Origin of the sequence: Streptomyces sp. NA02950, from assembly GCF_013364155.1 — a bacterium.
Classification (GTDB): Bacteria; Actinomycetota; Actinomycetes; order Streptomycetales; family Streptomycetaceae; genus Streptomyces.
Genome location: NZ_CP054916.1, coordinates 6,323,049 through 6,349,208 on the forward strand (window position 1 = coordinate 6,323,049; position 26,160 = coordinate 6,349,208).

Sequence of the window (26,160 nt, forward strand, 5' to 3'; positions counted from 1 at the left end):
TCAGCTCTCGGCCATGGCCAGGAACTCCGCCAGGTGGACCGCCCGGACGGGGGAGCGGTGGCGGCGCAGGCCCTGTTGGAGCTGGCGTTGGCAGCCGGGGTTGACCGTGACGATGTAGTCGACGTCCAGACGGGCCAGGGACTCGAGTTTGGGGTCCAGGACGGCGCGGCTGTCGGCGGGGCGCAGCATCGCGTAGGTTCCGGCGGCTCCGCAGCAGTCGCCCGCGCCGGGGAGTTCGACGTAGTCGGCGACCGCGGCGATGAGGTCGCGGGGCTGGCGGGTGACACCGAGGCCGTTGCGGAGGTGGCAGGAGTCCTGGAGGGCGGCCCTGGCCCGGCGGCCGGCCACGGTGACCTGGCCCGTGGGGCGGTGGCCGGTTTCGTCGAGGTACTGGCTCAGTTCCCGTACCCGGTCCCGGCCCAGGTGGTCGGCGAGATGGGCGGCGCAGCCACCGGCGGTGGTGACGATGGTGCCGGGCAGCCGTTCGCCGAGGGCGTGGGCCATCGCCCCGCCCGTGGTGGAGTCGCCGTTGTGGGCGTGCAGCGCGCCGCAGCAGCCCTGCCGGGCGGGGACGGTGAGTTCGGGGCGCAGCGCGGCGGCGGCGCGGGAGACCTTCGGGTACAGGCCCCGTTCGACACAGCCCAGCATCAGGGAGGGGCGGGGTGCGTCCGGGCCCGGCTCCGCGCCGCCGCCGCGGGCGTGACGGCGGACCAGGCCCTGGAGCCGGAGCAGCGCGGGGCGGGAGACCAGCGCCATCAGGATCCGGGCGATCCAGGGCCGGTTGCGGCCCTGCCACTGGTGGTCGCGCCACTGCTCCAGCAGCGAGCCGTACTCCACCCCCGCCGGGCACACCGTCTCGCAGGCCCGGCAGCCCAGGCAGTACGAGGACTCCTCGGCCAGGGTCGGGTCGTCCTCCGGGAGCTCACCGGTCTCCAGCGCCCGCATCAGCGTGATCCGGCCGCGCGGGGAGGAGGTCTCCTCACCGGTGAGGGCGTAGGTGGGGCAGGCGGGCAGACAGAAGCCGCAGGAGATGCACCGGTCGAGCCGCTGTTTGTCGAAGATGCCGAGGTCGCGGCCCGGTCCGGGGGCGGGGCGCGGGCTGTTGTCCGTGGGTTCGGTCATGATCCGAGCTTTCCGGGGTTGAGGATTCCGGCCGGGTCGAAGGCCAGCTTGAGACGGCGTGCCAGGGCGATCTGATCGGCACCGATCCGATCGGCGAGATACGGCAGCTTGGCCGCGCCCACGCCGTGTTCGCCGGTGATGGTGCCGTCCAGGTCGATGGCGGCCGCGAAGATCTCCCCGAAGGCGTGGTGCGCACGGTCCACGGCCGCGCTGTCGTCGGGGTCCAGCACACAGGTGGGGTGGAGATTGCCGTCACCAGCGTGGCCGAAGGTGGCGATCCGCAGGTCGTACCGGGCGGCGATGGCGTCGATGCGGTCCACCATCTCGGCGAGCCGGTGCCGGGGCACGGTGGCGTCCTCCAGGATGGTCAGCGAACCGAGCCGGGAGAGCGCGGGCAGTGAGCAGCGGCGGGCGGCGAGCAGCGCCTCGGCGCGGGCGACGTCCTCGGCGAGGGTGACCTCCAGCGCCCCGGACGCGGTGCACACCTCCGCGATCCGGGCCAGGGTGCCCGCCACGGTCCGGGAGGCACCGTCGTCGCCGAACATCAGCAGCGCGCCCGCGTCCGTCCGCAGGCCGAGCCCGGCGAACTCCTCGACCGCCGCGATGCACTTGTGGTCCAGGAACTCCAGCGTGGCCGGGACGATCCCGGCGGCGATGACGGCCGCCACCGCCCGGGAGGCGTCCGCGAGCGAGTCGAAGTAGGCCACACCGGTGCCGCTGTCCTCGGGCGCGGGCAGCAGCGCCACCGTGGCCTCGGTGATCACCGCGAGGGTGCCCTCGGATCCGGTCAGCAGTCGGGTCAGGTCGTAGCCCGCCACGTCCTTCCAGAGCCTGCCGCCGGTGCGGATGATCTCGCCGGTGGGCAGTACCGCCTCGAGGCCGAGGACGTAGTTGCGGGTGACGCCGTACTTGAGGCCGCGCAGTCCGCCCGCGCAGGTGGCCACGTTGCCGCCGATCGTGGAGACGGTGCGGCTGCCGGGGTCGGGCGCGTACAACAGCCCTTCGCGCGCGGCCGCGTCGGCGAGCCGCTGGGTGGTCACCCCGGTCTGCACCCGCGCCAGCAGCTCTTCGGCGCTGACCTCCAGGATGCGGTCCAGCCGGGTCAGCACCAGGACGACACCGCCGCTGAGGGGGACGGTCCCGGCGCACAGGTTCGATCCCGCGCCCCGGGGTACGACGGGTACGCCCCGGTCGGTGGCGTACCGGAGGACGGCGGCCACCTCCTCGGTGCTGCCGGGGAGCACCACGGCCTGCGGGCGGGCGTGGAAGAGCGGGGTGGCGTCGCGGGCGTAGGCGGCCAGCGCGCCGTCGTCCACGCGGACATGGGCGTCCCCCACGATGGCGGCCAGATCGCGGGCCAGCTCCGTGGCGGCGGCCATCAGCGCACCACCATCCAGCCCAGCACCGGGGTGGACTGGAGGTACACCAGCAGACAGACGGCGACCAGCAGGCCGAGCCCCCAGCCCACCACCCGCCGGAAGAGCTCGCCCTCGCGCCCCTCCAGGCCCACCACGGCGGCGGCGATGGCCAGGTTCTGCGGGGAGATCATCTTGCCCAGGACACCGCCGGTGGTGTTCGCGGCGCCGAGCAGATACGGGGAGATGCCCGTCTTCTCGGCCGCGGTGAGCTGGAGCAGTCCGAACAGGGAGTTGGAGGAGGTGTCGGAGCCGGTGACGGCCACGCCCAGCCAGCCGACGACGGGGGAGAGCACGGCGAACGCACCGCCGGTCTCGGCCAGCAGCAGCCCGAGGGTGACGGTCTGGCCGGACAGGTTCATCACATAGGCCAGGGCGAGCACGGCGGGGACCGTGACGACGGTCCAGCGGAACTGGCGGACGGTGTCGCCGTACGCCCGTGCCGTACGCCCGGCCGGGATCCGGTAGAGGACGGCGGTGAGCAGCCCGGCCAGCAGCAGGACGGTGCCCCCGGCGTTGAAGACGTTGAGGTTGAACGTCATGGCGGTCAGCGGCTTGCCGTCCGGGCTGGCCACCTCCAGGCCCGGCCAGCCGAACGTCCAGCCCGAGTGTGCCTCCAGCCAGGTCTTGACCGGACCGAGCGTGGCCACCGCGAAGAGCACCACCACGATCAGATAGGGGGCGAAGGCCATCAGCGCGGAACCCTCGCCGCCCTGCTTGCGGCGCTGCACGGCGTCGAACCGCTCGTCCTCGGCGGCGCCTCCGGCGATGACCGGGACACCGGTCCGCGCGGCCATCACCTCGCGGGGCCGCCAGACCCGGAGCAGACCGATGACGGCCAGGGCGCCCGCGAAGGCCGCCACGATGTCGGCGATCTCGTACGAGAGGTAGTTGGCGCTCACGAACTGGGCGGCGGAGAAGGCGAATCCGCCCACCAGCGCCACCGGCCACACCTGCCGGACACCGCGCCGCCCGTCCACCATGAACACCAGCAGCAGCGGTACGAACAGGGCCAGCAGCGGGGTCTGCCGCCCGACCATGGCGCCCAGGTCCGCCGCGTCCATCCCGGTGATCTTGCCGAGGGTGGTGATGGGCACCGCGATGGCGCCGAACGCCACGGGCGCGGTGTTGGCCACCAGGGACACCGCCGCGGCCTTCATCGGCCGCAGCCCGACGGCCATCAGCATCACCGAGGAGACCGCCACCGGGGTGCCGAAACCGGCCAGGGCCTCGAGCAGCGCGCCGAAACAGAAGGCGATGATCACCGCTTGGACGCGCTGGTCGTCCGAGAGCGAGCCGAACGCCCGCCGGAGCGCCGCGTCCCAGCCGGTGATCTCCGTCAGCTTGTAGATCCACAGGGCGTTCAGCACGATCCAGATGATCGGGAAGAGGCCGAACGCCGCCCCCTCGCTCGCCGCCAGTCCCGCTTGGCCCACCGGCATTCCGTAGCCGAAGACCGCCACGCCCAGCGCCGTCGCGAGCGCCACCAGTGACGCCTGCCATGCCTTCCAGCGCGCCCCGCCCAGCAGGACGAACAGCGTCACCAGCGGAAGCGCCGCCAGCAGGGCGCTGTAGCCGAGGGAATCTCTTACGGGATCGAATACCTGTTCGTAGGCGGCCATGATCGCTCTCGCCTCTCCTCGCCTCGTCCGGGGTGCCCAGGGTGGGCCGTGTGACCCCCGCCACGTCGTGAAGGAGGTTCCGGCGATTGTCAGACAATGATTCATGGCAGTCAATGGGTCGAACATGACACATGCGAGAATGGCGAGGTCCCCGCGTGGAGGTGTTCATGGCTCAGGACGCCGCGTACCGGCTGTCCACCGTCTCGGTCGTCGAGGCGCTCGCGGCATCCCTGCGCGACCGGGTGCTCGATGGACAACTCCCGCCCGGCACCGCCCTCGCCGAGACCGAGATAGCCACCGAGTACGGCGTCTCGCGCCCCACGGCGCGCAGCGCCGTGACCGCCCTGGTCCACGAGGGACTGCTGCACCGCGACGCCAACAAACCCGCGTATGTGCCCCGGCTGACCCGCGCCGATGTCGAGGACCTCTTCCTGGTCCGCACGCCGCTGGAGGCGGATGTCGTCCGCGTCCTGGTCGGGCGCGGCACCGTACCCGTGACGGCCGCCGCCCGCGCCATCGGCGACCTCGGACAGCTCGAGCCCGACGCCCCGCACAGCGCCTTCGCGGAGGCGGACCTCCGTTTCCACCAGTCCCTGGTGGAAGCGGTCGGCAGCCCCCGGCTGAGCCGGCTGTACCGGGGCATCCAGGGCGAGGTCCACCTGTGCATGGTCCAGACCCGGCGGACCCTGGGCCGTGAGCGCATCATCGCCGAACACACCGCCGTCCTGGACGCGTTGCGCGCGGGGGACGCCGACGGTGCGGCGCGGTGCATGCGGGTGCATCTGGAGGGCGCGTGCCGTTCGCTGCGGGAGATGTCGGAGCAGCCCGAAGCGAGTTGACGGGGCGTCGGAGGCAGTGCGTCTCCGTGAGAAGTTGACGGCCTGTCAATTTCCCTATGCAACCAGTCGACGAAGTCTTTACCCGCCATGGACCCATGGTTGAACAGGTCATGGTCATTCCGGCTTAGCCTGGAGGCTTTGCGCCGAGAAATACACAAGGGGGGCGTCGCGTGAGCGGCGGGCACGCCAAGGGCAAGGTCCTGGACATCAAGGTGGCGGACATCAAGGCGGCCTCACCGACCTTCCACCATCAGGCGATCAAGCTGAGCGAGGCGCTGACCACGCTGATCACCGCGCTGGACGGCTACGGGGAGCCCTGGGGGGACGACAAGCCCGGCAAGCAGTTCGGAAACAAGTACAAGCCGAACCAGAAACACATCGAGAGAGCGGCCGGAATCCTCGTCCTTGGGCTGACCAGCATCCACGAGGCCATGCAGGACATGGCCGACGGACATGTCGACAACGACGAGCTCATCGCGGGCATGTTCACCAAGGTCAAGCACCCCGGCTCCGGCCACGGCGACCGCCACGGCAAGGGCGGTCACCGGTGAGCCTCGGCGGTGAGATCGAGGAGAAGGCCAAGGCCCTCCTCATGAAGCTCGGCATGTGGTGGCCGGACGCCAACTCCGGCACCCTGCGCAACGCGGCCGATGCATGGCGGACGTTCGCCGGCAGTGTGGACGATGTCCGGGTCGCCACCAACAAGGCGGCCACGACGCTGATCCACCACAACGAGGGCGAGGCGATCGACGCCTTCGAGATCTTCTGGGGGCGTTACGCCAAGGGCAAGGACGAGGGCTGGCTGAGCAATCTCGCCAAGTCCGCCCGCAACATGGCGAAGGCACTGGACAAGTTCGCCGACACCGTCGACGACGCGATCGAGAAGCTGTGGACCCAGATCAGCATCGACGCCATCGCACTCGTCGGCGGCGGGCTGCTGACCGTCTTCACCGGAGGTGCCTCCGACGGGGTGGCGGCGGAGATCATCGCCATGGCCGCGAGCCTGGGCGTCGCGGTGGAGGAAGCGGTCGCCGTCATCGCCGCGGAGATGCTGGCGGGTGCGGTCTTCACCAGCGTGCTGTCGGTGACCATCGACGCGGCGGTGGCACAGCCGCTGAAGATCGCCCTGGGGCAGCAGAAAGGCTTCAGCCTGGAGGAGGTCAACGAGGCCGCCAAGCAGGGCATGGTCGACGGAGGGATCTTCGGCGCCGGGTTCGGGGTGCTCAAGCCCGGTGTGCTCCCGAAGAGCCGGGTGCCGTCTCTGCTGCGGCCCCCGAAAGTCCCCTCGATCCGCCCCAATCTGATCGAAGAGGGCGCCGCGTGCCGCGGGTCCAAGGCATGTCCGCGGGTGGGTGAGCCGATCGACGTCGCGACCGGCGCGATGCTGATGGAGCACACCGATCTGACGCTTCCCGGTTCGCTGCCGCTGGTCTTCGAGCGCACCCACGTGTCCTCGTACCGCGGTGGCGTGCACTTCGGCCCGACGTGGGTGAGCCTGCTGGACGAGCGGGTGCAACTCGACGCGGAGGGCGTGGTCTTCGCCGCGGCGGACGGAATGCGGCTGGTGTACCCGGTGCCCGAGGCCGGAACCCCGGTGCTGCCGAAGAAGGGCGCCCGCTGGCCGCTGGAGTGGGACGGCGAGTCCGACGGTGTCATGACCGTCACCGACCCGGAATCCGGTGTGGTGCGCACCTTCTCCCGGGCTGCCGCCACCGAGGAACCGGGGGCGGTGTATCTGCCGCTGGAGAGTCTCGAGGACCGCAATGGCGCCCGGATCGGCATCGAGCGTGCCGCGAACGGGGTGCCCTTGGCGGTCCGGCACTCCGGTGGCTACTACGTGGCCGTCGACACCGCGGGCGAGCGGGTCACCGCGCTGCGGCTGCTGGACCACGCGCCCTCGATCTACGAGCCGAGCGGCGGCGCGTCCGAGGCCGGTTCGGTCGTGATGCGCTACGGCTACGACGACGCGGGCAACCTCACCGAGGTCATCAACTCCAGCGGTGAGCCGCTGCGCTTCACGTACGACGACGAGGGTCGCGTCACCTCCTGGACCGATCGCAACGGCACCTCGTTCACCTATGTCTACGACCCGGCCGGGCGCGTGGTGCGCACCGAGGGCAGCGACGGCGTCTTCAACGGCTCCCTCGCGTACGACGACGCCTCGCGGACGACGGTCTACACCGACTCCCTGGGGCACCGGACCACCTTCCGGAGCAACGACGGCGGCCAGGTCATCGAGGAGATCGACCCACTGGGCCACACCACGCGGACGGAATGGGACGCGCGGGGGTACCAAAGGCTCTCCGTGACGGACCCGTTGGGCCGTACCACCCGCTACGGGTACGACGGGAACGGCAACCTCACGACCGTCACCCTCCCCGACGCGACCGAAGCCCGCGCCTCGTACAACGCGCTGTGTCAGCCGGTGGAGGTCATCGAGCCGGGCGGCGGGACGTGGCAGCACGCGTACGACGATGCCGGAAACCTCACCGCCACCACGGACCCGGCAGGGGCGACCACTCGGTACGCGTACGACGACACCGGCCACCTCACGGCGGTGACCGACGCGCTGGGCCACGTCCGCGGTGTCGCGTGTGACCCGGCAGGGCTGCCGGTGGAGATCACCGACCCGCTGGGGCACACCACGACGGTCCGCCGGGACTCCTTCGGCCGGGTGGTGGAGGCCGTCGACCCGCTGGGCCACACCACGCGGATGGGCTGGACGACCGAGGGCAAACCCTCCTGGTGGGAGGAGCCGGACGGCGGCCGGGAGAGCTGGACCTGGGACGGCGAGGGCAACCTCCTCACCCACACGGACGCGGCGGGCAACACCACCCGCCAGACCGCCACCCACTTCGACGTCCCCGCCACCCGCACGGAGCCGGACGGCGCCACGTACGCCTTCGCCTACGACACCGAACTGCGGTTGACCGAGGTCACCAACCCCCAGGGCCTGACCTGGACGTACACCTACGACCCGGCGGGCCGTCTCACCGCCGAGACCGACTTCAACGGCCGCACCCTCAGCTACACCCACGACGCGGCGGGTGACCTGCTGACCCGTACCAACGGCGCGGACGAAACGCTCCACTTCACCCGCGACGTGCTGGGCCGCACCGTCGAACGACGCACCGACGCGGGCGAGACCACGACCTTCGCCTATGACGTACGAGGCAGCCTGGCCGGGGCGGCCAACCCGGACGCGGAGCTGACCGTCGAACGCGACCCGCTGGGCCGGGTCCTGTCCGAAACGGTCAACGGCCGCACGACGAGGTACGCGTACGACGCCCTGGGCCGCCGCACCGAGCGCACCACGCCCTCCGGCCTCACTTCCACGTGGTCCTACGACCCGGCGGGCCGCCCGACCGGCCTGAGCGGCGACGCCGGCTCGCTGGCCTTCGCGTACGACGCGGCGGGGCGCGAGGTGGAACGCCGTCTGGACGAGGCCGTCGGGCTGACCCAGACGTGGGACGGGGCGGACCGCCTCACCACCCAAACCCTCACCACCGGTCTCGGCACCGAAGCGGACCGCGTTCTCCAGCACCGCTCCTACGCGTACCGCGCGGACGGCTATCTGACCGAGATCCGCGAACTCACCTCCGGCACCCGCCGCTTCGGCCTCGACCCGGTCGGCCGGGTGACGGCGGTCCACGCCCACGGCTGGACCGAGACCTACGCCTACGACACCCTCGGCAACCTCACCCACGCCGCCGCGCCCGCCCACGAGTCACCCGGCGACCGGGAGCTCTCGGGCACGATCATCCACCGGGCGGGCCGTACGACCTACGAACACGACACCCAGGGCCGCCTGACCCGCCGCACCCGCAAACTGCTGAACGGCCGGACGCGGACCTGGACCTACACCTGGAACGCCGAAGACCGCCTGACGGACGCCACGACCCCGGACGGCGACCACTGGCACTACACCTACGACCCCCTCGGCCGCCGCATATCCAAACAACGCCTGACCGAAGACGGCACGGTGGCGGAATCGGTGGCCTTCACCTGGGACGACACCCGCCTGGCCGAGCAGACCACAAATGCCGACCTGGTCACCACCTGGGACTACGCCCCGGGCACCCACCGTCCGCTGACCCAGACCGACCACACCGCCCTCTCCCGCGAACCCGGTGCCTCGCTGGTCGAGAAGTTCACGGGCGTGGACGAGGTGGATCTCCACACCCGCTTCCACGCGATCGTCACCGACCTCGTCGGCACCCCCACCGAACTGGTCACCCCCGACGGCACCCTGGCATGGCAACACCGCACCACCCTCTGGGGCACGGACTTCCCCTCACCGCTCGCCCCGGACGCCGTCGACTGCCCCCTCCGCTTCCCGGGCCAGTACGCGGACCCGGAAACGGGCCTGCACTACAACTACTTCCGCCACTACGACCCCGAAACGGCCCGCTACACCACCCCCGACTCTCTCGGCCTCGCCCCGGCACCGAATCCGCGGACCTACGTGCACAACCCCGACACCTGGCAGGACCCACTCGGTCTCGAAGGCTGCGGAGTCAAAAAGCCGAATCGCCCGAAGCTCTCGGATCCGAATCCCATCATTAACAAGCAGCTGCGCCACGAGTACGAGGAGGTTCTTGCTGGGCGCGGCACGCGTCGGCCCGGCGACGGTCCTGGTGGACTTGATGTCTATCATGCAGATGGTCTATCGGCACGCCAACAGGCTCTGTGGAGGGACTCTGAGATTTACGATGTACCCGGCACCAATCATCGAATCCTGAAGCGGCCAGACGGATTGATTGGATACGTCTGGAAGCATGACTACACCAAGCCGCGCCTCTTTCCCTCTCCTTGGTACAAAGATGGTGGCGAGGTCCCGAAACTCAAGCCGTAGAATCCAGATAGAGGGCAGGATGCACCCCCACAGTCTCCCTGCCGGCACAATATCGACATAGCGAATGATGGTGCTTTCAGTGAGTGTCTCGATCCGGAATGACGCCTATACGCTCTATTCAGTGGACGAAGGTCAGGAATTGTGCACAGCTGAGAATATCGTCGGATTCTTCGTAGATTCGGAAGAGTCCTGGCGAACATTCTATGCCGTGCGGTACTCCCTGCGTGGTCAGTGTGTACACGACGATGTTGAACATCTTGAGGTCCGAGTCATCGACTCCACTGAAAAGGTTTTGGGTTCCTACTCGGTGAGTCACGTGCATATTGAGGAAGTCGAGCATGAAGGCGGAGCGGCATTGCGGCTATCGGGGTACCTTCTCGACCATCCGCATCCGGATGCGCCGACTGCGTGGGGGCGATGGCGTGAATCAAGCAATCTCGAACTCAACGCATGGGTGACCCTTTCACCTACGGAAAGAGAGGCGTGGCTCGATTCCGTTCGGCTTCACCACGATTGGGAATCACCTGACAGCGAGGTAGATGCTTCCGGCGGCGTATACGAGGTAGATGGCCGTAACATCACTGACCGGGCCGGTCTCTATTGTGCACTCGGAGAGGCACTGCGCGGCCCGGGCGGCTACTTTGGGTCGACTCTGGACGCATTGAGGGACTGTCTCGGTGGGGGGTTTGGGCTAACTCCACCATTCGTGCTGAATTGGCATTCAGTGAAGACGGCTCAAAATCATCTCGGTGATTCTTATGTGAACAAGGTTGTGAACACGATGCGCTCTGCCGGGGTCTCAGTTAATTTGTGTTGATCGGGCGTGGGCCTCGTTCATGATGAGGACGTGATCGAGGGCCTTCGTGTCGGATGCTGCCGATGTCGCGTTCGCAAGTGTGCGTTCATGCGGGGCGCCTGTGGCGCTTTAGGATCTCCATCTCCTCGGCCTGAAAGACGGCGTCGAGCCCCTCGCCGTACTTGCCATCGCGGGCGCGCAGTAAGAAGCGCAGGGACTCCATGTGTATGCCCGGCAACGAGATGCCGCGCCTGCTGCACCGCCCAGTCGTGTGTCTTTGACGAGAGTTGACGACGAGGACTGAACGGCTGCGGCCCTAGCCAGCCCACGACATGATGCGGGCCGCAAGGCCACATCCGCCGTCACATGGCGAACCGCCACCGAGGTCCGCCAAGAGTCAAAGAGCCTCAAGTGACACGAACGGGATCACGAGACACTAGAACGGCGGGCCGCTACAGCGTCCGTGTAGAGCTCTGTCGTGAAGTCGTCCTCCTGGATGCCGAGTTCAGCCATGATGGTCCGGACATCGGCGAGCGCCGCAGAGAGTTCCTCCTCTTCCGAAACCAGCGTCTCGACTTCCAGGAAAGTTCCTTCGATCTCCGGAACTTGAACCAGCGTGGCGAGCAAGCGACGCCGGCAAGCACTGAACTCGTAGTTTCGGCATCGCTTCTGGAACACGATTGCCGGAACGTATCCGAGCCCCCGTAGCATGGCGTGAACAGCTTCCGGGTTTTCCACGCGCGTTTCATGCTCCGGCTTCGAGCCGGACTCCGAATCGATTCGGGCACCCTTGTACGTGAGAACGGAACGCGTCGAATCCGGTCCGTGAATCGTGCGGACTCTCAATTCTTGGTCCTGCGCGTCGAGACCTCCAGACGGGTCGTCGTAGTAGGTGTCCTGATATACTTCTGCCCGTCCCTGCGCCTTTTGGTCGAGCTGCCCCATGACGTACTCGGGATTGTGTACACGCGCTTTCAGCTCCGCCTCGATCAACGCACGAGCCTCCGCTCAGACTGTACGAATTCCTGTTTCAACTATGGACGCAAACATTCGCTGAAACCCTCGATAAAGTGGGCCTTGCGGCGTCTCCATGACCTTGTAGGTAGCCGATGCGTGTCCCTCCCATCCAGCGTCGAATGCAGAGACGAACATGGTGTCATCGAGCCTGATAATTCGCCACGTTGGATGCATGCTGTAGCGGTATACCTGAAGGTCGCAGGTACTCGACAACTCACGCAAACGAGCCTCGGTCAGTTTGACACCTCCGGCGAGTGATTCGGCCGATTCCCCGATTTCTCGCGCGCGTAGAGCAAGGGCGGGCGACTCAGGGTCCAGAAGCAACACGCGGACCCTTGGCGCTTCCCGCCCTTCTGACCCAGTGAGGGATGAGCGCAGTAGAGAGTCGTTCAGCCCGATAAGGCCAAGTCCACGCACCGCAAGAACATCCAACTGTTCCGCCGATACGGCCAGTTGTCGGATATCCTCAGACGCGGCGGCTTGGGTGGAATAAACCCGGACAACTTCCGGGAATGCGGCCAGGTCGAACGCGCGCCCACTGCTGCGCGAGTCTCGTGCAGACGCAAGGCCGAGCAAGTGCCGGGCATTGGTCGGCATGTTCAGCCCATCAGCGATGCGCTCGAATACATCAAGGCGTGTGATCTCTCGGCGTCCGTTGATGACCTCGTTCACCCGTGCCTGCGTCATGGCTACCGCCGTAGCGATCCGTGCCTGACTCGCTCCGCCGTATTGCTGGACGCGGCGGAACACCGCGCCCATGTCACGCTCCCGTAAGGCTTCGCGGACTTCAGCCTGTTGCCAAGCCCACTCGGGCAGTTCGATCGGTACCAGTGCCGTCGGCATGATCCACCCCCGGTCTCGCGGTGGGATGAAGAGTCATCCCACGGTGAGATTACCGCCCGGATATGGGGCCCCACCCTCCTGCGCTGAATCCTGACCAGATGGACAGGACAGACCCCCGCGACCGTGGCGACGGCCCGGGGGCGTGGCCATCAACCATCGGGAGGTTGACGACATGCATGACTTTACTCGCCGTGTACTCGTTTGGGTGAGGGCGGTTTGCGCATTACGGCCCTCCGGCCGTCATCGGGCCGTCTCGGTCGTCCCCAAGCCCTATCCGGCGCCTTCCCGGCTCGTGGCACGGGCCCCGGACCCCGCGACTGCCAGGTCCCGACCGCTGCCCGTGAGCCCGCGTCTCGACTGGCCGACCCTCGAACTGCGCGCCATCCCCCTGCAACTGGACGATGATCCACCCGCGTTGGTGCGGCCCTACGTCGTAGCTCATGAATGGCGGCAACAGCGGCACACCAGCCGCCCCCGCGTGAAAGTGATCTGTGCCCCGCACGGCATGGTGGTGGTCCGGTGACCACCAACGGCTGGACCGCTCCTGCCCCGGCGGCGGGGTGTGCTCTGTGCGCCTGCCCCGGTGACTTCGGGCCCCGTGACCCCGCCGAGCCGCATTCGGGTCTGTGCCCGGGGTGCATCGCGGCGGGCAAGCCCACCCGCGACGGTCTTGAACGGGCGGTGGTGATCGTGGCCGGCAGAGTCTTGTTGCCGCTGGCGCCCTGAGTCTGGCCACCGCCACGCCGGAAGAACTGGCCTACCACCTTGGTGCGGTGAAGCGGAGTCTGCACAGCGTGCTTCAGCTTCTCGCGCCGGTCGGGGAGGTCGGCCGGTGACCGCCGACGACGGGTACGGGGGTGAGCGGCCCCGTATGACGATGCGCGTCTACACCGTGGCGCGTGACGGGATGGTGACCGCGCGGCGCGCCGTGGTGGCCGTCCTCGTGGGCAAGGACAGCACCGACCCTTACGGGCTGGGGCAGGCGTGGCCGCCGTGTCAGTGCCCCCGCCACCGCGAACAGAGCGCCCCCGGGCGTAATTGGCGGAACTGAGACAGCCGTCCGCCTGTGCCTGTCCCAGCGTCCAGGCGGACGGCCCTCCGGGCCCCGGTCATCCGCTTCCCGTGGCAGTGGTGACCGGGGCCCCTCGAACGCCCTTGCACCACCAACGACCGAACGCAACCACGCTTGTGATCTCTCACGTCACGATCGACCCGCGCGATGCCGTGCACAACCACCACGCCAAACAGACCGTGCTGCCGGTGACCGTCCACCACCGTGACCGGGCGTACCGAACGCGCGCGCCTATGCGCGTACCGGGCGGACGGCCATCTCACCGAGATCTTGGACCTCGACCCGGTCGGCCGGGTCACTGCCGTCCACGCCCACGGTTGGACCGAGACCTACGCCTACGACTCGCGAAAGCCGTGCTGCGGGCCGCGGACAGCGAACGCCGGGCGGCCGGTGTCCGGGCCGCCCGGCGTTCGGTAAACGCGTACGACGCGTGTTGCGTCAGGCGCCGGAGGACGCCGACGCGCAGTCCCCGCACGTGCCGAAGATCTCGATGGTGTGGGCCACGTCCACGAAGCCGTGCTCGGCCGCGATGGCGTCGGCCCACTTCTCCACGGCCGGGCCCTCCACCTCGACCGCCTTGCCGCAGGAGCGGCACACCAGGTGATGGTGGTGCTCCTCGCTGCTGCACCGGCGGTAGACCGCCTCGCCCTCGGTCGTGCGCAGCACATCGACCTCGCCGGCGTCGGCGAGGGACTGGAGGGTGCGGTAGACGGTGGTCAGGCCGACCGAGTCGCCACGGTGCTTGAGCATGTCGTGCAGCTCCTGCGCACTGCGGAACTCGTCCACCTCGTCCAGCGCCGCCGCCACCGCGGCGCGCTGCCTGGTGGACCGGCCGCGTACTGGGGGACCCGCGGTCGCCACAGCTGCCTCCTCAACCTCGCACGCTCCGTCGCCTTCGCCCGGCCATTGTGCCAGCTAACACGGCGGCCACGGACTAGACGAGTACATCGTCTCTCAGGGTGCACCCCTTCTCGGCCGCCGCGGCCCGCCGGGCACGGGTTTTCGCCAAGGGCGCGGCCAGAGCCGTGATCACGGCGAAGACGCCGATGGCGAGGACAACGATGCTCGCGCCCGGGGGCACGTTCTTGTAGAAGGAGAACACCGTGCCGGACAGGGTGACCACCACCCCGATCGAGACCGCCAGCGCCAGCGTCATCGCGAAACCGCGGGTGGCCTGCTGGGCCGCGGCGACCGGGACCACCATCAGGGCGCTGACCAGCAGCAGCCCCACGACGCGCATGGCCACGGTGACGGTGACGGCCGCGGTGACGGCCAGCAGCAGGTTGAGGGTGCGCACCGGCAGCCCGGTGACGCGCGCGAACTCCTCGTCCTGGCAGACGGCGAACAGCTGACGGCGCAGGCCGAGGGTGATCAGCATGACGAAACCGGCCAGCAGGCTGATCGCCACCACGTCCTGCCGCGACACCGTGGTGATCGAACCGAAGAGGTACGTGGTGAGGTTGGCGTTGGAGCCGCTGGGCGAGAGGTTGATCAGCAGCACGCCGCCCGCCATACCGCCGTAGAAGAGCATCGCGAGCGCGAGATCGCCGCGTGTCTTGCCGTACCAGCGGATGAGCTCCATCAGGACGGCGCCGAGGGCGGAGACCGCGACGGCGGTCCACACCGGGTTGGTGCCGGTCAGAAAGCCGAGGGCGACACCGGTGAGGGCGACATGGCCGATACCGTCGCCCATGATCGCCTGGCGGCGCTGGACGAGGTAGATGCCGACGGCGGGCGCGGTGATGCCGACCAGGACGGCGGCGAGCAGCGCCCGCTGCATGAAGGGGTAGGTCAGGAGCTCGAGCATGTCAGGTCAGCAACCCTGTCCGGATCGGTTCGGCGTCGGGCGCCGCATGGGGGTGGACGTGGTCATGGCCGGGCAGCGCATGCTGGCCGACGGCCTTGGGCGGCGGGCCGTCGTGGACCACGCAGCCGTCGCGGAGCACCACCGCTCGGTCGATCAGCGGCTCCAGGGGACCGAGCTCGTGCAGGACCAGCAGCACCGTGGTGCCGGCCGCCACCTGCTCGCGGAGGGTCCCGGCCAGGACCTCCTGGCTGGCGAGGTCGACCCCGGCCATCGGCTCGTCCATGATCAGCAGTTCGGGTTCACCGGCCAGTGCGCGGGCGATCAGCACCCGCTGGTGCTGGCCGCCGGAGAGGGCGCCCACCGGGTCCTTGGCGCGGTCGGCCATGCCCACCAGCTCCAGGGCGCGCTGGACCGCCGCGCGGTCGGCCTTGCGCGGCGGGGCGAGCCTGCGGCGGGCCAGGCGCCCCGCGGAGACGACCTCGCGGACGGTCGCGGGGACGCCGCTGGCGGCGGTGGTGCGCTGCGGGACGTAGCCGATCCGGGCCCAGTCGCGGAAGCGGCGGCCGGGGGTGCCGAACAGGGTCAGCTCACCGCCGCTGAGCGGCACCTGTCCGACGACGGAGCGGACCGCGGTGGACTTGCCGGAGCCGTTGGCGCCGAGCAGGGCCACGACCTCGCCGCGGTGCACGGACAGGTCGACGCCGCGCAGTACGGGGCGTCCGCCGAGGGAGGCGGTGGCCCCCCGCAGGGATATGACCGGATCCTGTCGCGCGGCAGGCTTCTCCGGCCGGGGGCCCTCCGGGGCCGGGGCCGGGCCGGGGATCGGGCCCGGGGCCTGGTCCTCAGCGGGGTCCCCTGCGGGGTCCGCGGCGGGGTCCGGGTCCGGGGTGCGGGGTTCCGTGGGCATGGGTTCCTCCGTCACATGGCTCATACGGCGCCCAGGGCCTTCCGCAGGGCCGCGAGGTTCGATCGCATGACCTGCAGATAGTCGTCGCCCCTGGACGATTCGCCGATGCCCTCGAGGGGATCGAGCACATCGGTCCTCAGATGGAGATCGCCCGCGAGGGTCCTGGCCGTCCGGTCGCTGACGAGGGCTTCGAAGAAGACCGTGCGGACCTTGTCCTGCTTGGCGATCGAGTGCAGCTCGCGCATCCGGGCCGGGCTGGGCTCGGACTCGGGGTCGAGGCCGGAGATGGCCTCCTGGTGCAGCCCGTAGCGTTCGGAGAGATAGCCGAAGGCGGCGTGGGTGGTGACGAAGGTGTCCGTGGTGCGGCCCTTCAGCCCGCCGCGGAAGTCCTTGTCGAGGGTGTTCAGCTGCTTGACCAGGGTCGCGGTGTTCTTCTCGTAGAGGGCGGCGTGGTCGGGGTCGGCCTTCTCCAGGGCCTTGCCGACGCCCTTGGCGACCTCGGCGTACCGGACGGGGTCCAGCCAGATGTGGGGGTCGGCGGCGGCGTCGCCGGAGTGCGCCTCGTGGCCTTCGTGGCCTTCGTGGCCTTCGTCACTCCCGTGGTCACCTTCGTGGTCGTGGCCGTCGACCTCCGTGCCGTGGTTCTCCAGCGTGGTGTACGACGCCGCGTCGGCGACCTGCTTGGGCTCGGCCTGGCCGATGGCCCGGTCCACGGCGGGCTGGAGCCCCTTGAGGTAGACCACCAGACCGGCCTTGCTGAGCTTCGCCGTCTGCTGCGGGCTGATGTCCAGGTCGTGCGGTTCCACGCCCGGCTTGGTCAGGGTGGACACATTGACCTTGTTTCCGCCGATTCGTTCCGCGAGGAACTGCATCGGATAGAACGACGCCACCACGTCCAGTTTGCCGTCCGTCCTTCCGTCTCCGGCGCTGTAGGAGCAGGCTGTGAGCGTGGTCAGACCCAGCGCCACGGCCCCGACCAGGGTTGTAGCAAGGCTCGAGCGGCGTATGTTCATGACTCCCATTTTCAACAAAGGTGGAAATGATTGTCAACAAAGCGGTTGCTGTTGATCGCTTCGCCAATCGATTTGATCCAAGGGGTGCCGCCGCCGGTAACCTGAAGCATTCGCTTCGTCGTCCTCAATGTCGTCACAATGAAGAGAGCACCGTGGCCGCCGACAAGATCGACACCATCGTCAGCCTGAGCAAGCGCCGTGGCTTCGTCTACCCGTGCAGCGAGATCTACGGCGGCCAGCGCGCCGCCTGGGACTACGGACCGCTCGGTGTGGAGCTGAAGGAGAACATCAAGCGCCAGTGGTGGCGGGCCACGGTCACTTCGCGCGACGACGTCGTCGGACTCGACTCGTCCGTGATCCTGGCCCGTGAGGTCTGGGAGGCGTCCGGCCACGTCGCCACCTTCACCGACCCGCTCACCGAGTGCACCTCCTGCCACAAGCGGTTCCGCGCGGACCACCTGGAGGAGGCGTACGAGGCCAAGCACGGGAGGCTCCCCGAGAACGGCCTCGCGGACGTGAACTGCCCCCACTGCGGCAACAAGGGCAGCTTCACCGAGCCCAAGCAGTTCTCCGGGCTGCTCTCCACCCACCTCGGCCCCACCCAGGACTCCGGCTCGGTCGCGTATCTGCGCCCCGAGACCGCACAGGGCATCTTCACCAACTTCCTCGCGGTGCAGCAGACCTCGCGCCGGAAGCCGCCGTTCGGCATCGCGCAGGTCGGCAAGTCCTTCCGGAACGAGATCACGCCGGGCAACTTCATCTTCCGCACCCGTGAGTTCGAGCAGATGGAGATGGAGTTCTTCGTCAAGCCGGGCGAGGACGAGACCTGGCACGAGTACTGGATGGAGCAGCGCTGGAACTGGTACCGCGATCTCGGGCTCCAGGAAGCAAACATCCGCTGGTTCGAGCACCCGAAGGAGAAGCTCTCCCACTACTCCAAGCGCACCGCCGACATCGAGTACCGCTTCAACTTCGGCGGCTCGGAGTGGGGTGAGCTGGAGGGTGTGGCCAACCGCACCGACTACGACCTGAAGGCGCACTCCAAGGCGTCCGGCCAGGACCTGTCGTACTTCGACCAGGAGGCCGGTGAGCGCTGGACCCCGTACGTCATCGAGCCCGCGGCGGGCGTGGGCCGCGCCATGCTGGCCTTCATGCTCGACGCCTACGTCGAGGACGAGGCGCCCAACGCCAAGGGCAAGATGGAGAAGCGCACCGTGATGCGGCTCGACCCGCGGCTGGCGCCGGTCAAGGTCGCGGTGCTGCCGCTGTCCCGCAACCCGCAGCTCTCCCCGAAGGCCAAGGGGCTCGCGGCGGACCTGCGCAAGCACTGGAACATCGAGTTCGACGACGCGGGCGCCATCGGCCGCCGCTACCGCCGTCAGGACGAGATCGGCACGCCCTTCTGCGTCACCGTCGACTTCGACACCCTCGAGGACAACGCGGTGACCGTGCGCGAGCGCGACACCATGAAGCAGGAGCGGGTCTCCCTCGACCAGATCCAGTCCTACCTGGGCGGCCGCCTCATCGGCTGCTGACCCCGCTTCCGGGCGGCGGACACCGACACACCTCGACGGGCTCCGGCACCGCGGACGAACTGCCGCGGGGCCGGAGCCCGTCGGCTCGGCAGGAACGGGGGTTCACACACCGTGCGAGGCGTGACGCACCGCATCACCGCCACCCGCGAGGACGGCACCGTCTTCGAGGTGCGCTACGGCTACGGCCGCGGCCGCAGACGCCTGCTCGGCTGCCGCCACTGCGACTGGCAGGAGCGCATCAGCTACGGCGGCGCCCGCCACAAGGGCCTGGACCATCTCGCCCAGGCCCATGGTGCCCTGGGCTCCCCGCGTATGACCGCCGACCCGGCCGCCCGCCGTCAGACCGTGCTGGTCATGCTGGTGTGTTGTGTGGTGGCGGCGGCGGTGGTGTGGTGGGCGGCGTCGCAGGGGTGACGGACGTCTCCGCGGGTGTGGACGCCTCCGGCTGCCGGCTACCGCCTGCCGCCGAGCGCCGGCGCCGCGCACACGGCGGCCAGCGGCAGCTCCGCGCGGACGGCCATCGCCACCGCCCCGGCCAGCTCACCGCCCGGGGCGGCCGTCACCGCCAGCGCCGACTCAGGTCTGAATCCGGCTGGTGCCGAGGGCGTAAGACCTCCGGGAGCGCAGCTCCCGGAGGCAGCCTGAGCCAGGAACCCCCACACAGCCCTGAAGGAAGGAATCCCCTCCCTTCAGGGAGGGGGCAGTCAACGCGGAGCTGCCGTGCGTGCTGTGATCGCCGAGGATTCCGTCCTGCTGCGCGTCGGCCTGGTCAAGGTCCTGGAGGCCGCGGGGTTCGAGGTCATGGCGGAGACCGGGGACGCCGAGGGCCTGCTGACGGCGGTCGGGGAACACCGCCCCGACATCGTGGTGGTCGACGTCCGGATGCCGCCGGGCTTCCGGGACGAGGGCGTACGGGCGGCCCTGCTGCCGGCGGCAGTGGCCGGGCACGGCGGTGCTGCTGCTCTCGCAGTACGTGGAGGAGCGATACGCCGCGGAGCTGCTGACCGAGCACACGAGCGGAATCGGCTATCTGCTCAAGCAGCGGGTCGCGGATGTGGAGGAGTTCATCGGCGCGCTGCGCAGGGTGGCGGGCGGCGGTACGGCGCTGGATCCGCAGGTCGTCGCCCAGCTTCTGGTACGGCGGCACCGCGACCCGCTGGACCGGCTGACGCCGCGGGAACGGGAGGTGCTGGAGCTGATGGCGGGCGGCCGGTCGAACGCGGGGATCGCGGGGGAGCTGGCGATCAGTGAGAGCGCGGTCGCCAAGTACATCAACTCCCTCTTCGTGAAGCTGGACCTGCCCGTCGCCGACGCCGATCACCGGCGGGTGCTGGCGGTACTGCGGTTCCTGGGCGTCAGGTCTTAGTTAAGTCCTGTCCGGTGGATCTTTGAGGATCAGCTTCCGCGGCGTCTGGTGCGGGGGGGGCGCCTCCCGGCGGCGGCCGGGGGCGCGGCGCCAGGCGTTGCGGGCCCGAGAAGATCCGAGATCCGGCGGCACTAGGCCCGCAGACCGTTCAGCAGCAGGTCGCAGACGGCCGTGAAGGCCGGTTCCACCTGGGGGTCCGACCATTCCGCCGCGTAGAGCGGGTCGTGGAAGCGGCAGGTGGCGTCCCAGAGGGCGCGGGCCGTGCGGTGGGCGTCCTGGGCGCCCTCGGCGGTGAACTCGCCGCTCGCGACGCCGCTTTCGACGATCGTGGCGAGCTGGCCGACCATCGTCTCGACATGGCGGGCGACGGTGGCGCTGTTCTCCTCGGCCAGGGCCAGATAGGTGGCGAACAGCTCCGGATCGCCGCCCGCCTTGCGGCGCTTGGCGGAGAACAGGGCGCTCAGCCAGTCGCGGAGCCGGCCGGCCGCAGGGGCGTCGGCGCGGGTGATGGCGGAGAGCTCGTCGTGTGCCTGGTCCAGCCAGCGTTCGGTGACCGCCTCGCGCAGCGCGGCCTTGGTGCGGAAGTGGCGGTAGACGCTGCCGTGGCTGACCCCCAGGACGCGGGCCACGTCCACCACGGTGGCCTTGGCCGGGCCGTAGCGTCGCAGCACGTCCTCGGTGGCTTCGAGGATGCGGTCGGGGGTCAGGGGCGTCTCGGGCGGCATCGGGTCCCTTACTTCTTCTCGCTGTCGAGGTGGCCCATCTGGCTCTCCGGGTAGCGGGCGCCGGCCGCGGCACCGGCCGGGACGGCCTCCTCGATGGCGTCCAGATCGTCGGCGTCGAGCGTAACGTCCAGCGCCCCGAGCGCCTCCGCCAGCCGGTCGCGGCGGCGGGCTCCGACGAGCGGCACGATGGCCGCCGCGCGGCGCGGGCCCTGGGCGAGCGCCCAGGCGATGGCGGTCTGGGCGACGCTGGCGCCCTTGCCGTCGGCGACCTTGCGGAGCGCCTCGACGAGGGCGAGGTTGCGCTCCAGATTCTCCCCGCTGAAGCGCGGGCTCATCCCGCGGAAGTCGTTGGCGGCCAGCTTGCGGTCACGGCTCCAGTGGCCGCTGATCAGCCCGCGGGAGAGCACCCCGTACGCGGTGATGCCGATGCCCAGCTCACGGCAGACGGGCAGGATCTCGTCCTCGATTCCGCGGGAGATCAGGGAGTACTCGATCTGGAGGTCCGAGATCGGGGCGACGGCCGCGGCCCGGCGGATGGTGTCGGCGCCCGCCTCGGAGAGCCCGATGTGCCGTACGTGACCGGCCTGGACGAGCTCGGCGATGGCGCCGACGGTCTCCTCGATCGGGACCTCCGGGTCGACGCGGGCGATGCGGTAGATGTCGATGTGGTCGGTGCCCAGGCGCTGGAGCGAGTAGGCGGCGAAGTTCCTGACGGCGGCGGGGCGGCCGTCGTAGCCGGACCAGCCGCCGTCCGGGTCGCGCAGGGCGCCGAACTTGACGCTGGTGAGGGCCTGTTCGCGACGGGCGGCGGGGGCGGTGCGCAGGGCCTCGTTGATGAGCAGTTCGTTGTGGCCCATGCCGTAGAAGTCGCCGGTGTCGAGCAGGGTGATCCCGGCTTCGAGCGCGGCGTGGACAGTGGCGATGGACTCGGCGCGGTCGACGTCGCCGTACAGGGCGGACATGCCCATGCAGCCGAGGCCGAGGGCGGAGACCTGGGGACCGGCGGTGCCGAGGGTGCGGTTCTGCACGGGGGCTCCTTCGAGAGCGGAGTGTGAGGACGGAGTGGGGTTCTGGGTGCACTGGAAGAGTGGCATACGCGATGACAGATTTCAATATCTGTCACCGCGTAGCAGTCACCCGGTGTCCGTCACCCGTCGTTCACGCCCCGTCCGGACCCCCGCTCAGGCCACCACCCGCGGCAGCCGCAGACTCATCAGCGCCGTCACCGCGACCGCCGCCAGCTGGGCCGCCAGCGTGATCACCAGCGCGTCCCCCATGCCCCTCGAGGGAGCCAGCGAGAGGAAGAGCGTGCCGAGCGTCGCCACACCCAGGGCCAACGCGGACTGCTGGGTGGTGACCATCACACCGCTGCCCACCCCGGCCCGCTCGGTCGGCACATCGGCCAGCACGATCCGGAACAGCAGCGGCAGTTGGAGCCCCTGCCCGAAACCCGCCAGCGCAACACCCGGCAGCAGCCCCGCGATCGAGACGTCCGGCCAGTCGCGTCCCACGGCCAGCATCAGCAGGGCGAGCCCCACCGCCTGTATCCCGGCGCCGACGGTGACCACCCGGCTGCCGTACCGGGTCACCAGCCGCGGCCCCATCAGGGAGGCCACGAAGAAGGCGGTGGCCATCGGCGCCAGCGCCATGCCCGCCGCCACCGGCCCGTACCGCAGCCCCTGCTGCAACGCGACCGCGATGACGAACATGAAGCCGCCGAAGCCGATCGAGAACGGCAGCACCATCGGCAGCCCGCGCCGCAGCCCGCGCAGCGCGAACAGGCTCGGCGGCAGCAGCGGGGTGCGCCCGGCCCGGTCGGCACGCCGCTCCACCGCGTAGAAGGCGGCGGCCACGAACGGGAACGCGCCGAGCGAGAACCAGGTCCACTGCGGCCAGCCCGCCGCCCGCCCCTCGGTGAGCGGCACCATCAGCGTGATCAGGGCGAGCGCCAGCAGTACGGTGCCCGGCACATCCACCGGCGCGGGCCGCTCCGAGCGGGTCTCCGGCACCGTGCGCACCGCCAGCGCCAGACCGATCAGCGCGACCGGCACGTTCACCAGGAACACCGCGCGCCATCCGGTGCCCGCGAGGTCCGCGGCCACCAGCACCCCGCCCAGGATCTGCCCCGCGACCATCGAAAGGCCCGCGGTGGCGCCGTACATGGACAGCGCGCGGGCGCGGCGCGAGCCGGTGGTCGAGGAGTGGATCGTGGCGAGCACCTGCGGAAGCATCAGCGCGGACGCGGCGCCCTGCGCCACCCGCGCACCCACCAGGCTCCAGGCGTTCGGGGCGAGGCCGCAGGCCAGCGAGGTCAGCCCGAAGGCCGCCATCCCGGCCAGGAAGAGCCTGCGCCGCCCGAAGGAGTCGCCCAGCCGCCCGCCGAGGACCAGCAGGACGGCGTACGCCACGCCGTATCCGGCGACGACGAGCTCCAGTACGGCCGGACCCGCGTGCAGATCGTGGTCCATGGTGGGCAGGGCGACGTTGACGATAAAGAAGTCGATCAGTGGGAGCGCCGCTCCCAGCAGTACGGTGAACAGCCCCAGCGGGGTCAGCGGCCCTCCGTCGGCCGTGGTCCGCGCCGTGGTTCGGGAAGGGGCGGTCCGGGTACGAATCTCGGTTTCGGTCACGGATACGACGATCGCCGTTCGCTCAGACGGGTACCAGATTCTCCTTATCCTGGTAGCAGCAGTACCTGGCAACTGGTTGAGCCGGTACGGCACCCTGGATCCATGACCACAGTGGTGCGGGATACCGCGACCGGCAGCGGGGCCGAGATACGACGCGGCGAACTGGCCGCCTTCCTGCGCAGCAGGCGCGAGCGCATCACCCCCGAGCAGGTGGGGCTGCCACGCGGCCGCCGCCGGCGCACCCCCGGGCTGCGCCGCGAGGAGGTCGCCCATCTCTCCGCGGTGGGCGTCACCTGGTACACCTGGCTGGAACAGGCCCGCGACATCCATGTCTCCGCGCAGGTCCTGGACGCCATCGCCCGTGCGCTGCTGCTGGACCGCAGTGAGCGCGCCCATCTCTTCGCGCTCGCCGGGGCCGCCGATCCGACACCCGCCAGTGAGTGCGTGGGGGTGTCGCAGGCGCTCCAGACCATGCTGGACCAGCTCGAGCCGTTCCCGGCGTGCGTCCAGAACAGCCGGTTCGATGTGCTCGCCTACAACAGCACCTACGGGCTGCTGCTGTGCGACCTCGACCAGGTGCCCCCGGAGGACCGCAACTGCCTGTGGCTGGCCTTCACCCATGAGGGCTGGCGGACCGGTCTGGTCGAACGGGACGAGGTGATCCGGCTGATGGCGGCCAAGTTCCGGGCCGCGATGGCCGAGCATGTCGCGGAACCCGCGTGGAAGGCGCTGGTGAAGCGGCTGGAGGACGCGTCACCGGAGTTCCGGGAGGTCTGGGCGCGGCACGAGGTGCTGCGGCCCTCCGACAAGGTCAAGCTCTTCCGGCAGTCGCAGGTGGGCCTGTTGCGGCTGTCCGCCACCAGTTTGTGGACCGGCCCGAACCAGGGCCCCAAGCTGCTCACCTACACCCCGGCCGACACCGAGAGCCGTGAGCGGCTGGAGCGGCTCCAGGAACTGGCGTCGGCCCGGGTGGCGTAGCGGAGGGCTCCGCCGCGGAACGGAAGCCCGCCGCACGCCCTCACCTCCTCGCGTCCGCCGAGGTCTGCCACGCCGGAGCCCCCTCCTCGAAGAGGGCCGCCGCATGCCGGGTGGTGCCCTCCGCCCAGCGACCGGTGGTCACCACCCCCAGCAGCAGGATGAGGGCACCGCATCCGGCGATGATCCACCAGGCGGGCCGGGCGGCGTCCACGAACGCCGCGGCGGCCCCGGCCGATGCGGCGTGCCCGGCCGCACCGGCCGCCGAGGCGGCGCCCGCGGCCAGCACCGCGCCGATGACCGCGACCCCGAGCGAGGTCCCGACCTGACGGCTGGTGGAGGCCACGGCGGCGGCGACCCCGGCCTGGGAGCGCGGCATCCCGGAGACCGCCGTATTGGTGATCGGGGCGTTGACCAGGCCGAAGCCGATGCCGAACAGCACAAAGCCGATCAGCAGCAGCGCATCGGTGGCCTCGGCGTCGAAGACCGCGAAGAGCACCCCGCTGGCCGCCATCGCCACCCCGGCGAGCACCAGTGGCACCCGGGGCCCGTGGGTGCCGACCAGTCGCCCCGACAGCGGTGCGCACACGAAGCACATGAGCGCCATCGGCAGGATCCACAGTCCGGCGCCCAGCGCGCTGAGCCCGCGCACGTCCTGGAGGTACAGCGTGTTCATGAAGAGGAAGCCGCCGAACGCCGCGAAGGCGCTCACCGCGATCATCGTGGCCCCGCTGAACGGCGCGCTGTGGAAGAACCGCACATCGATCAGGGGTTCCGTGCGCCGCCGCTCGCAGCGGATCAGCCCGGCGAGCGCGGCGGCGGAGACGGCCGTGCAGGTCAGGATCAGCGGCGAGGTCCAGCCCCGGTCCGGCGCCTCGATGATCGCGTAGGTGAGAAAGCCGAGGACGGCGATGACCAGCAGCTGACCGACGGGATCGGCCCGGCGCGGCCTCGGAGCGCGGGACTCCGGCACATAGCGCGCGGTCAGCGCCAGCGCCGCGATCCCGAGCGGAAGGTTTATCCAGAAGATCGAACGCCAGCCGACCGACTCCACCATCAGCCCGCCGACGATCGGCCCGGCGGCCATGCTGATGCCGACCACTCCGCCCCACACCCCGATCGCACGGGCCCGCTCCCGGGGCTCGGTGAAGGTGTTGGTGATGATCGACATCGCGACCGGGTTGAGCATCGAACCGCCGACCGCCTGCACCATCCGGAAGCCGACCAGCGCCCCCAGACTGGGCGCGAGGCTGCACAGTGCCGAGCCGAGTGTGAAGACCACCAGCCCGGCCTGAAAGGTGCGCCGCCGTCCCACCCGGTCGGCCGTGGAACCCGCGAGCATCAGCAGAGAGGCCAGGACGAGAATGTAGGCGTCGATCGTCCACTGCATCCCGGAGACGGAGGCGTGCAGCTCGCCCCGGATCGATGGCAGCGCGACATTGAGGACGGTGTTGTCGAGACTGACGAGCAGCAGGCTCATACAGCAGATGGCCAGCACGAGCATGCGGCGCCGGTGGCTCAGCTCACCCATGGTTGAACGTTACATCGATATGGTCCCGGCGGTCGTCAGAACCGCTCGGCGTATCCCTTCCGCATGGGGGCGGGACATCCCGGCTCGCGA

Annotated in this window: 23 protein-coding genes and 1 pseudogene; 11 read left to right on the forward strand and 13 right to left on the reverse strand. The window is 69.8% G+C overall.

Going from position 1 to position 26,160, the window contains the following annotated elements:
- The 3 genes from HUT19_RS27660 to HUT19_RS27670 are packed head-to-tail and all read right to left on the reverse strand — an operon-like array spanning position 1 to position 4,159.
- Entirely contained in the window at positions 1-1,122 is a 1,122-nt protein-coding gene (locus HUT19_RS27660; protein WP_176183053.1) for a (Fe-S)-binding protein, read from the reverse strand.
- Complete coding sequence (locus tag HUT19_RS27665; protein WP_176183054.1) at positions 1,119-2,501, reverse strand: FAD-binding oxidoreductase; 1,383 nt, start codon at positions 2,499-2,501, stop codon at positions 1,119-1,121. Before HUT19_RS27665 ends, HUT19_RS27660 begins: the two co-directional genes overlap by 4 nt.
- On the reverse strand, positions 2,501-4,159 hold the full coding sequence (locus HUT19_RS27670; RefSeq protein ID WP_176183055.1) for an L-lactate permease: 1,659 nt from the start codon (positions 4,157-4,159) through the stop codon (positions 2,501-2,503). The genes HUT19_RS27665 and HUT19_RS27670 overlap by 1 nt, the downstream gene beginning before the upstream one ends.
- A 167-nt stretch (positions 4,160-4,326) precedes the next feature.
- On the opposite strand from HUT19_RS27670, the gene HUT19_RS27675 reads away from it, so the two are divergent.
- The 4 genes from HUT19_RS27675 (at position 4,327) to HUT19_RS27690 (ending at position 10,670) form a co-directional block, all read left to right on the forward strand.
- Entirely contained in the window at positions 4,327-4,998 is a 672-nt protein-coding gene (locus tag HUT19_RS27675; protein ID WP_176183056.1) for a GntR family transcriptional regulator, read from the forward strand.
- 170 nt (positions 4,999-5,168) lie between these two features.
- Positions 5,169-5,549, forward strand: a complete 381-nt coding sequence (locus HUT19_RS27680; protein WP_176183057.1) for a hypothetical protein — start codon at positions 5,169-5,171, stop codon at positions 5,547-5,549.
- Between the two features lie 41 nt (positions 5,550-5,590).
- Complete coding sequence (locus HUT19_RS27685; RefSeq protein WP_254886233.1) at positions 5,591-9,853, forward strand: DUF6531 domain-containing protein; 4,263 nt, start codon at positions 5,591-5,593, stop codon at positions 9,851-9,853.
- A 79-nt stretch (positions 9,854-9,932) separates the two neighbouring features.
- Positions 9,933-10,670 carry a barstar family protein gene (locus HUT19_RS27690; protein ID WP_254885817.1) on the forward strand — a complete coding sequence of 246 codons (738 nt, stop codon included), beginning with the start codon at positions 9,933-9,935 and terminating at the stop codon, positions 10,668-10,670.
- Positions 10,671-11,075: 405 nt separating this feature from the next.
- Here HUT19_RS27690 and cyaB read toward each other — a convergent pair whose 3' ends face one another.
- Positions 11,076-11,642, reverse strand: a complete 567-nt coding sequence (gene cyaB, locus HUT19_RS27695) for a class IV adenylate cyclase (RefSeq protein ID WP_176183059.1) — start codon at positions 11,640-11,642, stop codon at positions 11,076-11,078.
- A 15-nt stretch (positions 11,643-11,657) separates the two neighbouring features.
- A complete protein-coding gene (locus HUT19_RS27700) occupies positions 11,658-12,509 on the reverse strand; it encodes a helix-turn-helix domain-containing protein (RefSeq protein WP_176183060.1) in 852 nt (283 codons plus the stop codon).
- Positions 12,510-12,849: 340 nt separating this feature from the next.
- Between HUT19_RS27700 and HUT19_RS27705 the strand changes: the two genes are divergently transcribed.
- The 3 genes from HUT19_RS27705 to HUT19_RS27715 all read left to right on the forward strand — a co-directional run bounded on the left by HUT19_RS27705 (position 12,850) and on the right by HUT19_RS27715 (position 13,560).
- Positions 12,850-13,032 (forward strand): hypothetical protein, encoded by a 183-nt coding sequence (locus HUT19_RS27705; RefSeq protein WP_176183061.1) that lies wholly within the window; start codon positions 12,850-12,852, stop codon positions 13,030-13,032.
- The gene (locus HUT19_RS27710; RefSeq protein ID WP_254885818.1) at positions 13,029-13,235 is read left to right on the forward strand and encodes a hypothetical protein; all 207 of its coding nucleotides are present in this window, start codon (positions 13,029-13,031) and stop codon (positions 13,233-13,235) included. The genes HUT19_RS27705 and HUT19_RS27710 overlap by 4 nt, the downstream gene beginning before the upstream one ends.
- A 106-nt stretch (positions 13,236-13,341) precedes the next feature.
- Positions 13,342-13,560 carry a hypothetical protein gene (locus HUT19_RS27715; protein WP_368661714.1) on the forward strand — a complete coding sequence of 73 codons (219 nt, stop codon included), beginning with the start codon at positions 13,342-13,344 and terminating at the stop codon, positions 13,558-13,560.
- 459 nt (positions 13,561-14,019) lie between these two features.
- Here HUT19_RS27715 and HUT19_RS27720 read toward each other — a convergent pair whose 3' ends face one another.
- The 4 genes from HUT19_RS27720 to HUT19_RS27735 form a co-directional block, all read right to left on the reverse strand.
- On the reverse strand, positions 14,020-14,442 hold the full coding sequence (locus HUT19_RS27720; protein WP_176183062.1) for a Fur family transcriptional regulator: 423 nt from the start codon (positions 14,440-14,442) through the stop codon (positions 14,020-14,022).
- Positions 14,443-14,515: 73 nt separating this feature from the next.
- Positions 14,516-15,388, reverse strand: coding sequence for a metal ABC transporter permease (locus tag HUT19_RS27725; protein WP_176183063.1), 873 nt, complete (start codon positions 15,386-15,388; stop codon positions 14,516-14,518).
- A gap of 1 nt (position 15,389) precedes the next feature.
- Positions 15,390-16,295 (reverse strand): metal ABC transporter ATP-binding protein, encoded by a 906-nt coding sequence (locus HUT19_RS27730; protein WP_254885819.1) that lies wholly within the window; start codon positions 16,293-16,295, stop codon positions 15,390-15,392.
- A 20-nt stretch (positions 16,296-16,315) separates the two neighbouring features.
- Entirely contained in the window at positions 16,316-17,308 is a 993-nt protein-coding gene (locus tag HUT19_RS27735) for a metal ABC transporter substrate-binding protein (RefSeq protein ID WP_176183064.1), read from the reverse strand.
- A gap of 152 nt (positions 17,309-17,460) precedes the next feature.
- Here HUT19_RS27735 and HUT19_RS27740 point away from each other — a divergent pair, with 152 nt between their 5' ends.
- The 3 genes and pseudogenes from HUT19_RS27740 to HUT19_RS27750 all read left to right on the forward strand — a co-directional run bounded on the left by HUT19_RS27740 (position 17,461) and on the right by HUT19_RS27750 (position 20,209).
- Complete coding sequence (locus HUT19_RS27740; protein ID WP_176183065.1) at positions 17,461-18,843, forward strand: glycine--tRNA ligase; 1,383 nt, start codon at positions 17,461-17,463, stop codon at positions 18,841-18,843.
- A 120-nt stretch (positions 18,844-18,963) separates the two neighbouring features.
- Positions 18,964-19,257 (forward strand): hypothetical protein, encoded by a 294-nt coding sequence (locus HUT19_RS27745; protein WP_254885820.1) that lies wholly within the window; start codon positions 18,964-18,966, stop codon positions 19,255-19,257.
- Between the two features lie 306 nt (positions 19,258-19,563).
- Positions 19,564-20,209, forward strand: a pseudogene (locus HUT19_RS27750) (response regulator).
- 131 nt (positions 20,210-20,340) lie between these two features.
- Here HUT19_RS27750 and HUT19_RS27755 read toward each other — a convergent pair.
- The 3 genes from HUT19_RS27755 to HUT19_RS27765 form a co-directional block, all read right to left on the reverse strand.
- Positions 20,341-20,934: a TetR family transcriptional regulator gene (locus HUT19_RS27755; protein WP_176183067.1), complete on the reverse strand. Its 594-nt coding sequence runs from the start codon at positions 20,932-20,934 to the stop codon at positions 20,341-20,343.
- A gap of 8 nt (positions 20,935-20,942) precedes the next feature.
- The gene (locus tag HUT19_RS27760; protein ID WP_176183068.1) at positions 20,943-21,962 is read right to left on the reverse strand and encodes an aldo/keto reductase; all 1,020 of its coding nucleotides are present in this window, start codon (positions 21,960-21,962) and stop codon (positions 20,943-20,945) included.
- A 153-nt stretch (positions 21,963-22,115) separates the two neighbouring features.
- Complete coding sequence (locus HUT19_RS27765) at positions 22,116-23,564, reverse strand: MFS transporter (RefSeq protein WP_176183069.1); 1,449 nt, start codon at positions 23,562-23,564, stop codon at positions 22,116-22,118.
- A 102-nt stretch (positions 23,565-23,666) separates the two neighbouring features.
- Here HUT19_RS27765 and HUT19_RS27770 point away from each other — a divergent pair, with 102 nt between their 5' ends.
- A complete protein-coding gene (locus tag HUT19_RS27770) occupies positions 23,667-24,542 on the forward strand; it encodes a helix-turn-helix transcriptional regulator (RefSeq protein WP_176183070.1) in 876 nt (291 codons plus the stop codon).
- Positions 24,543-24,582: 40 nt separating this feature from the next.
- On the opposite strand, the gene HUT19_RS27775 is transcribed toward HUT19_RS27770, so the two are convergent.
- Complete coding sequence (locus HUT19_RS27775; RefSeq protein WP_176183071.1) at positions 24,583-26,070, reverse strand: MFS transporter; 1,488 nt, start codon at positions 26,068-26,070, stop codon at positions 24,583-24,585.
- Positions 26,071-26,160 lie beyond the last annotated feature (90 nt).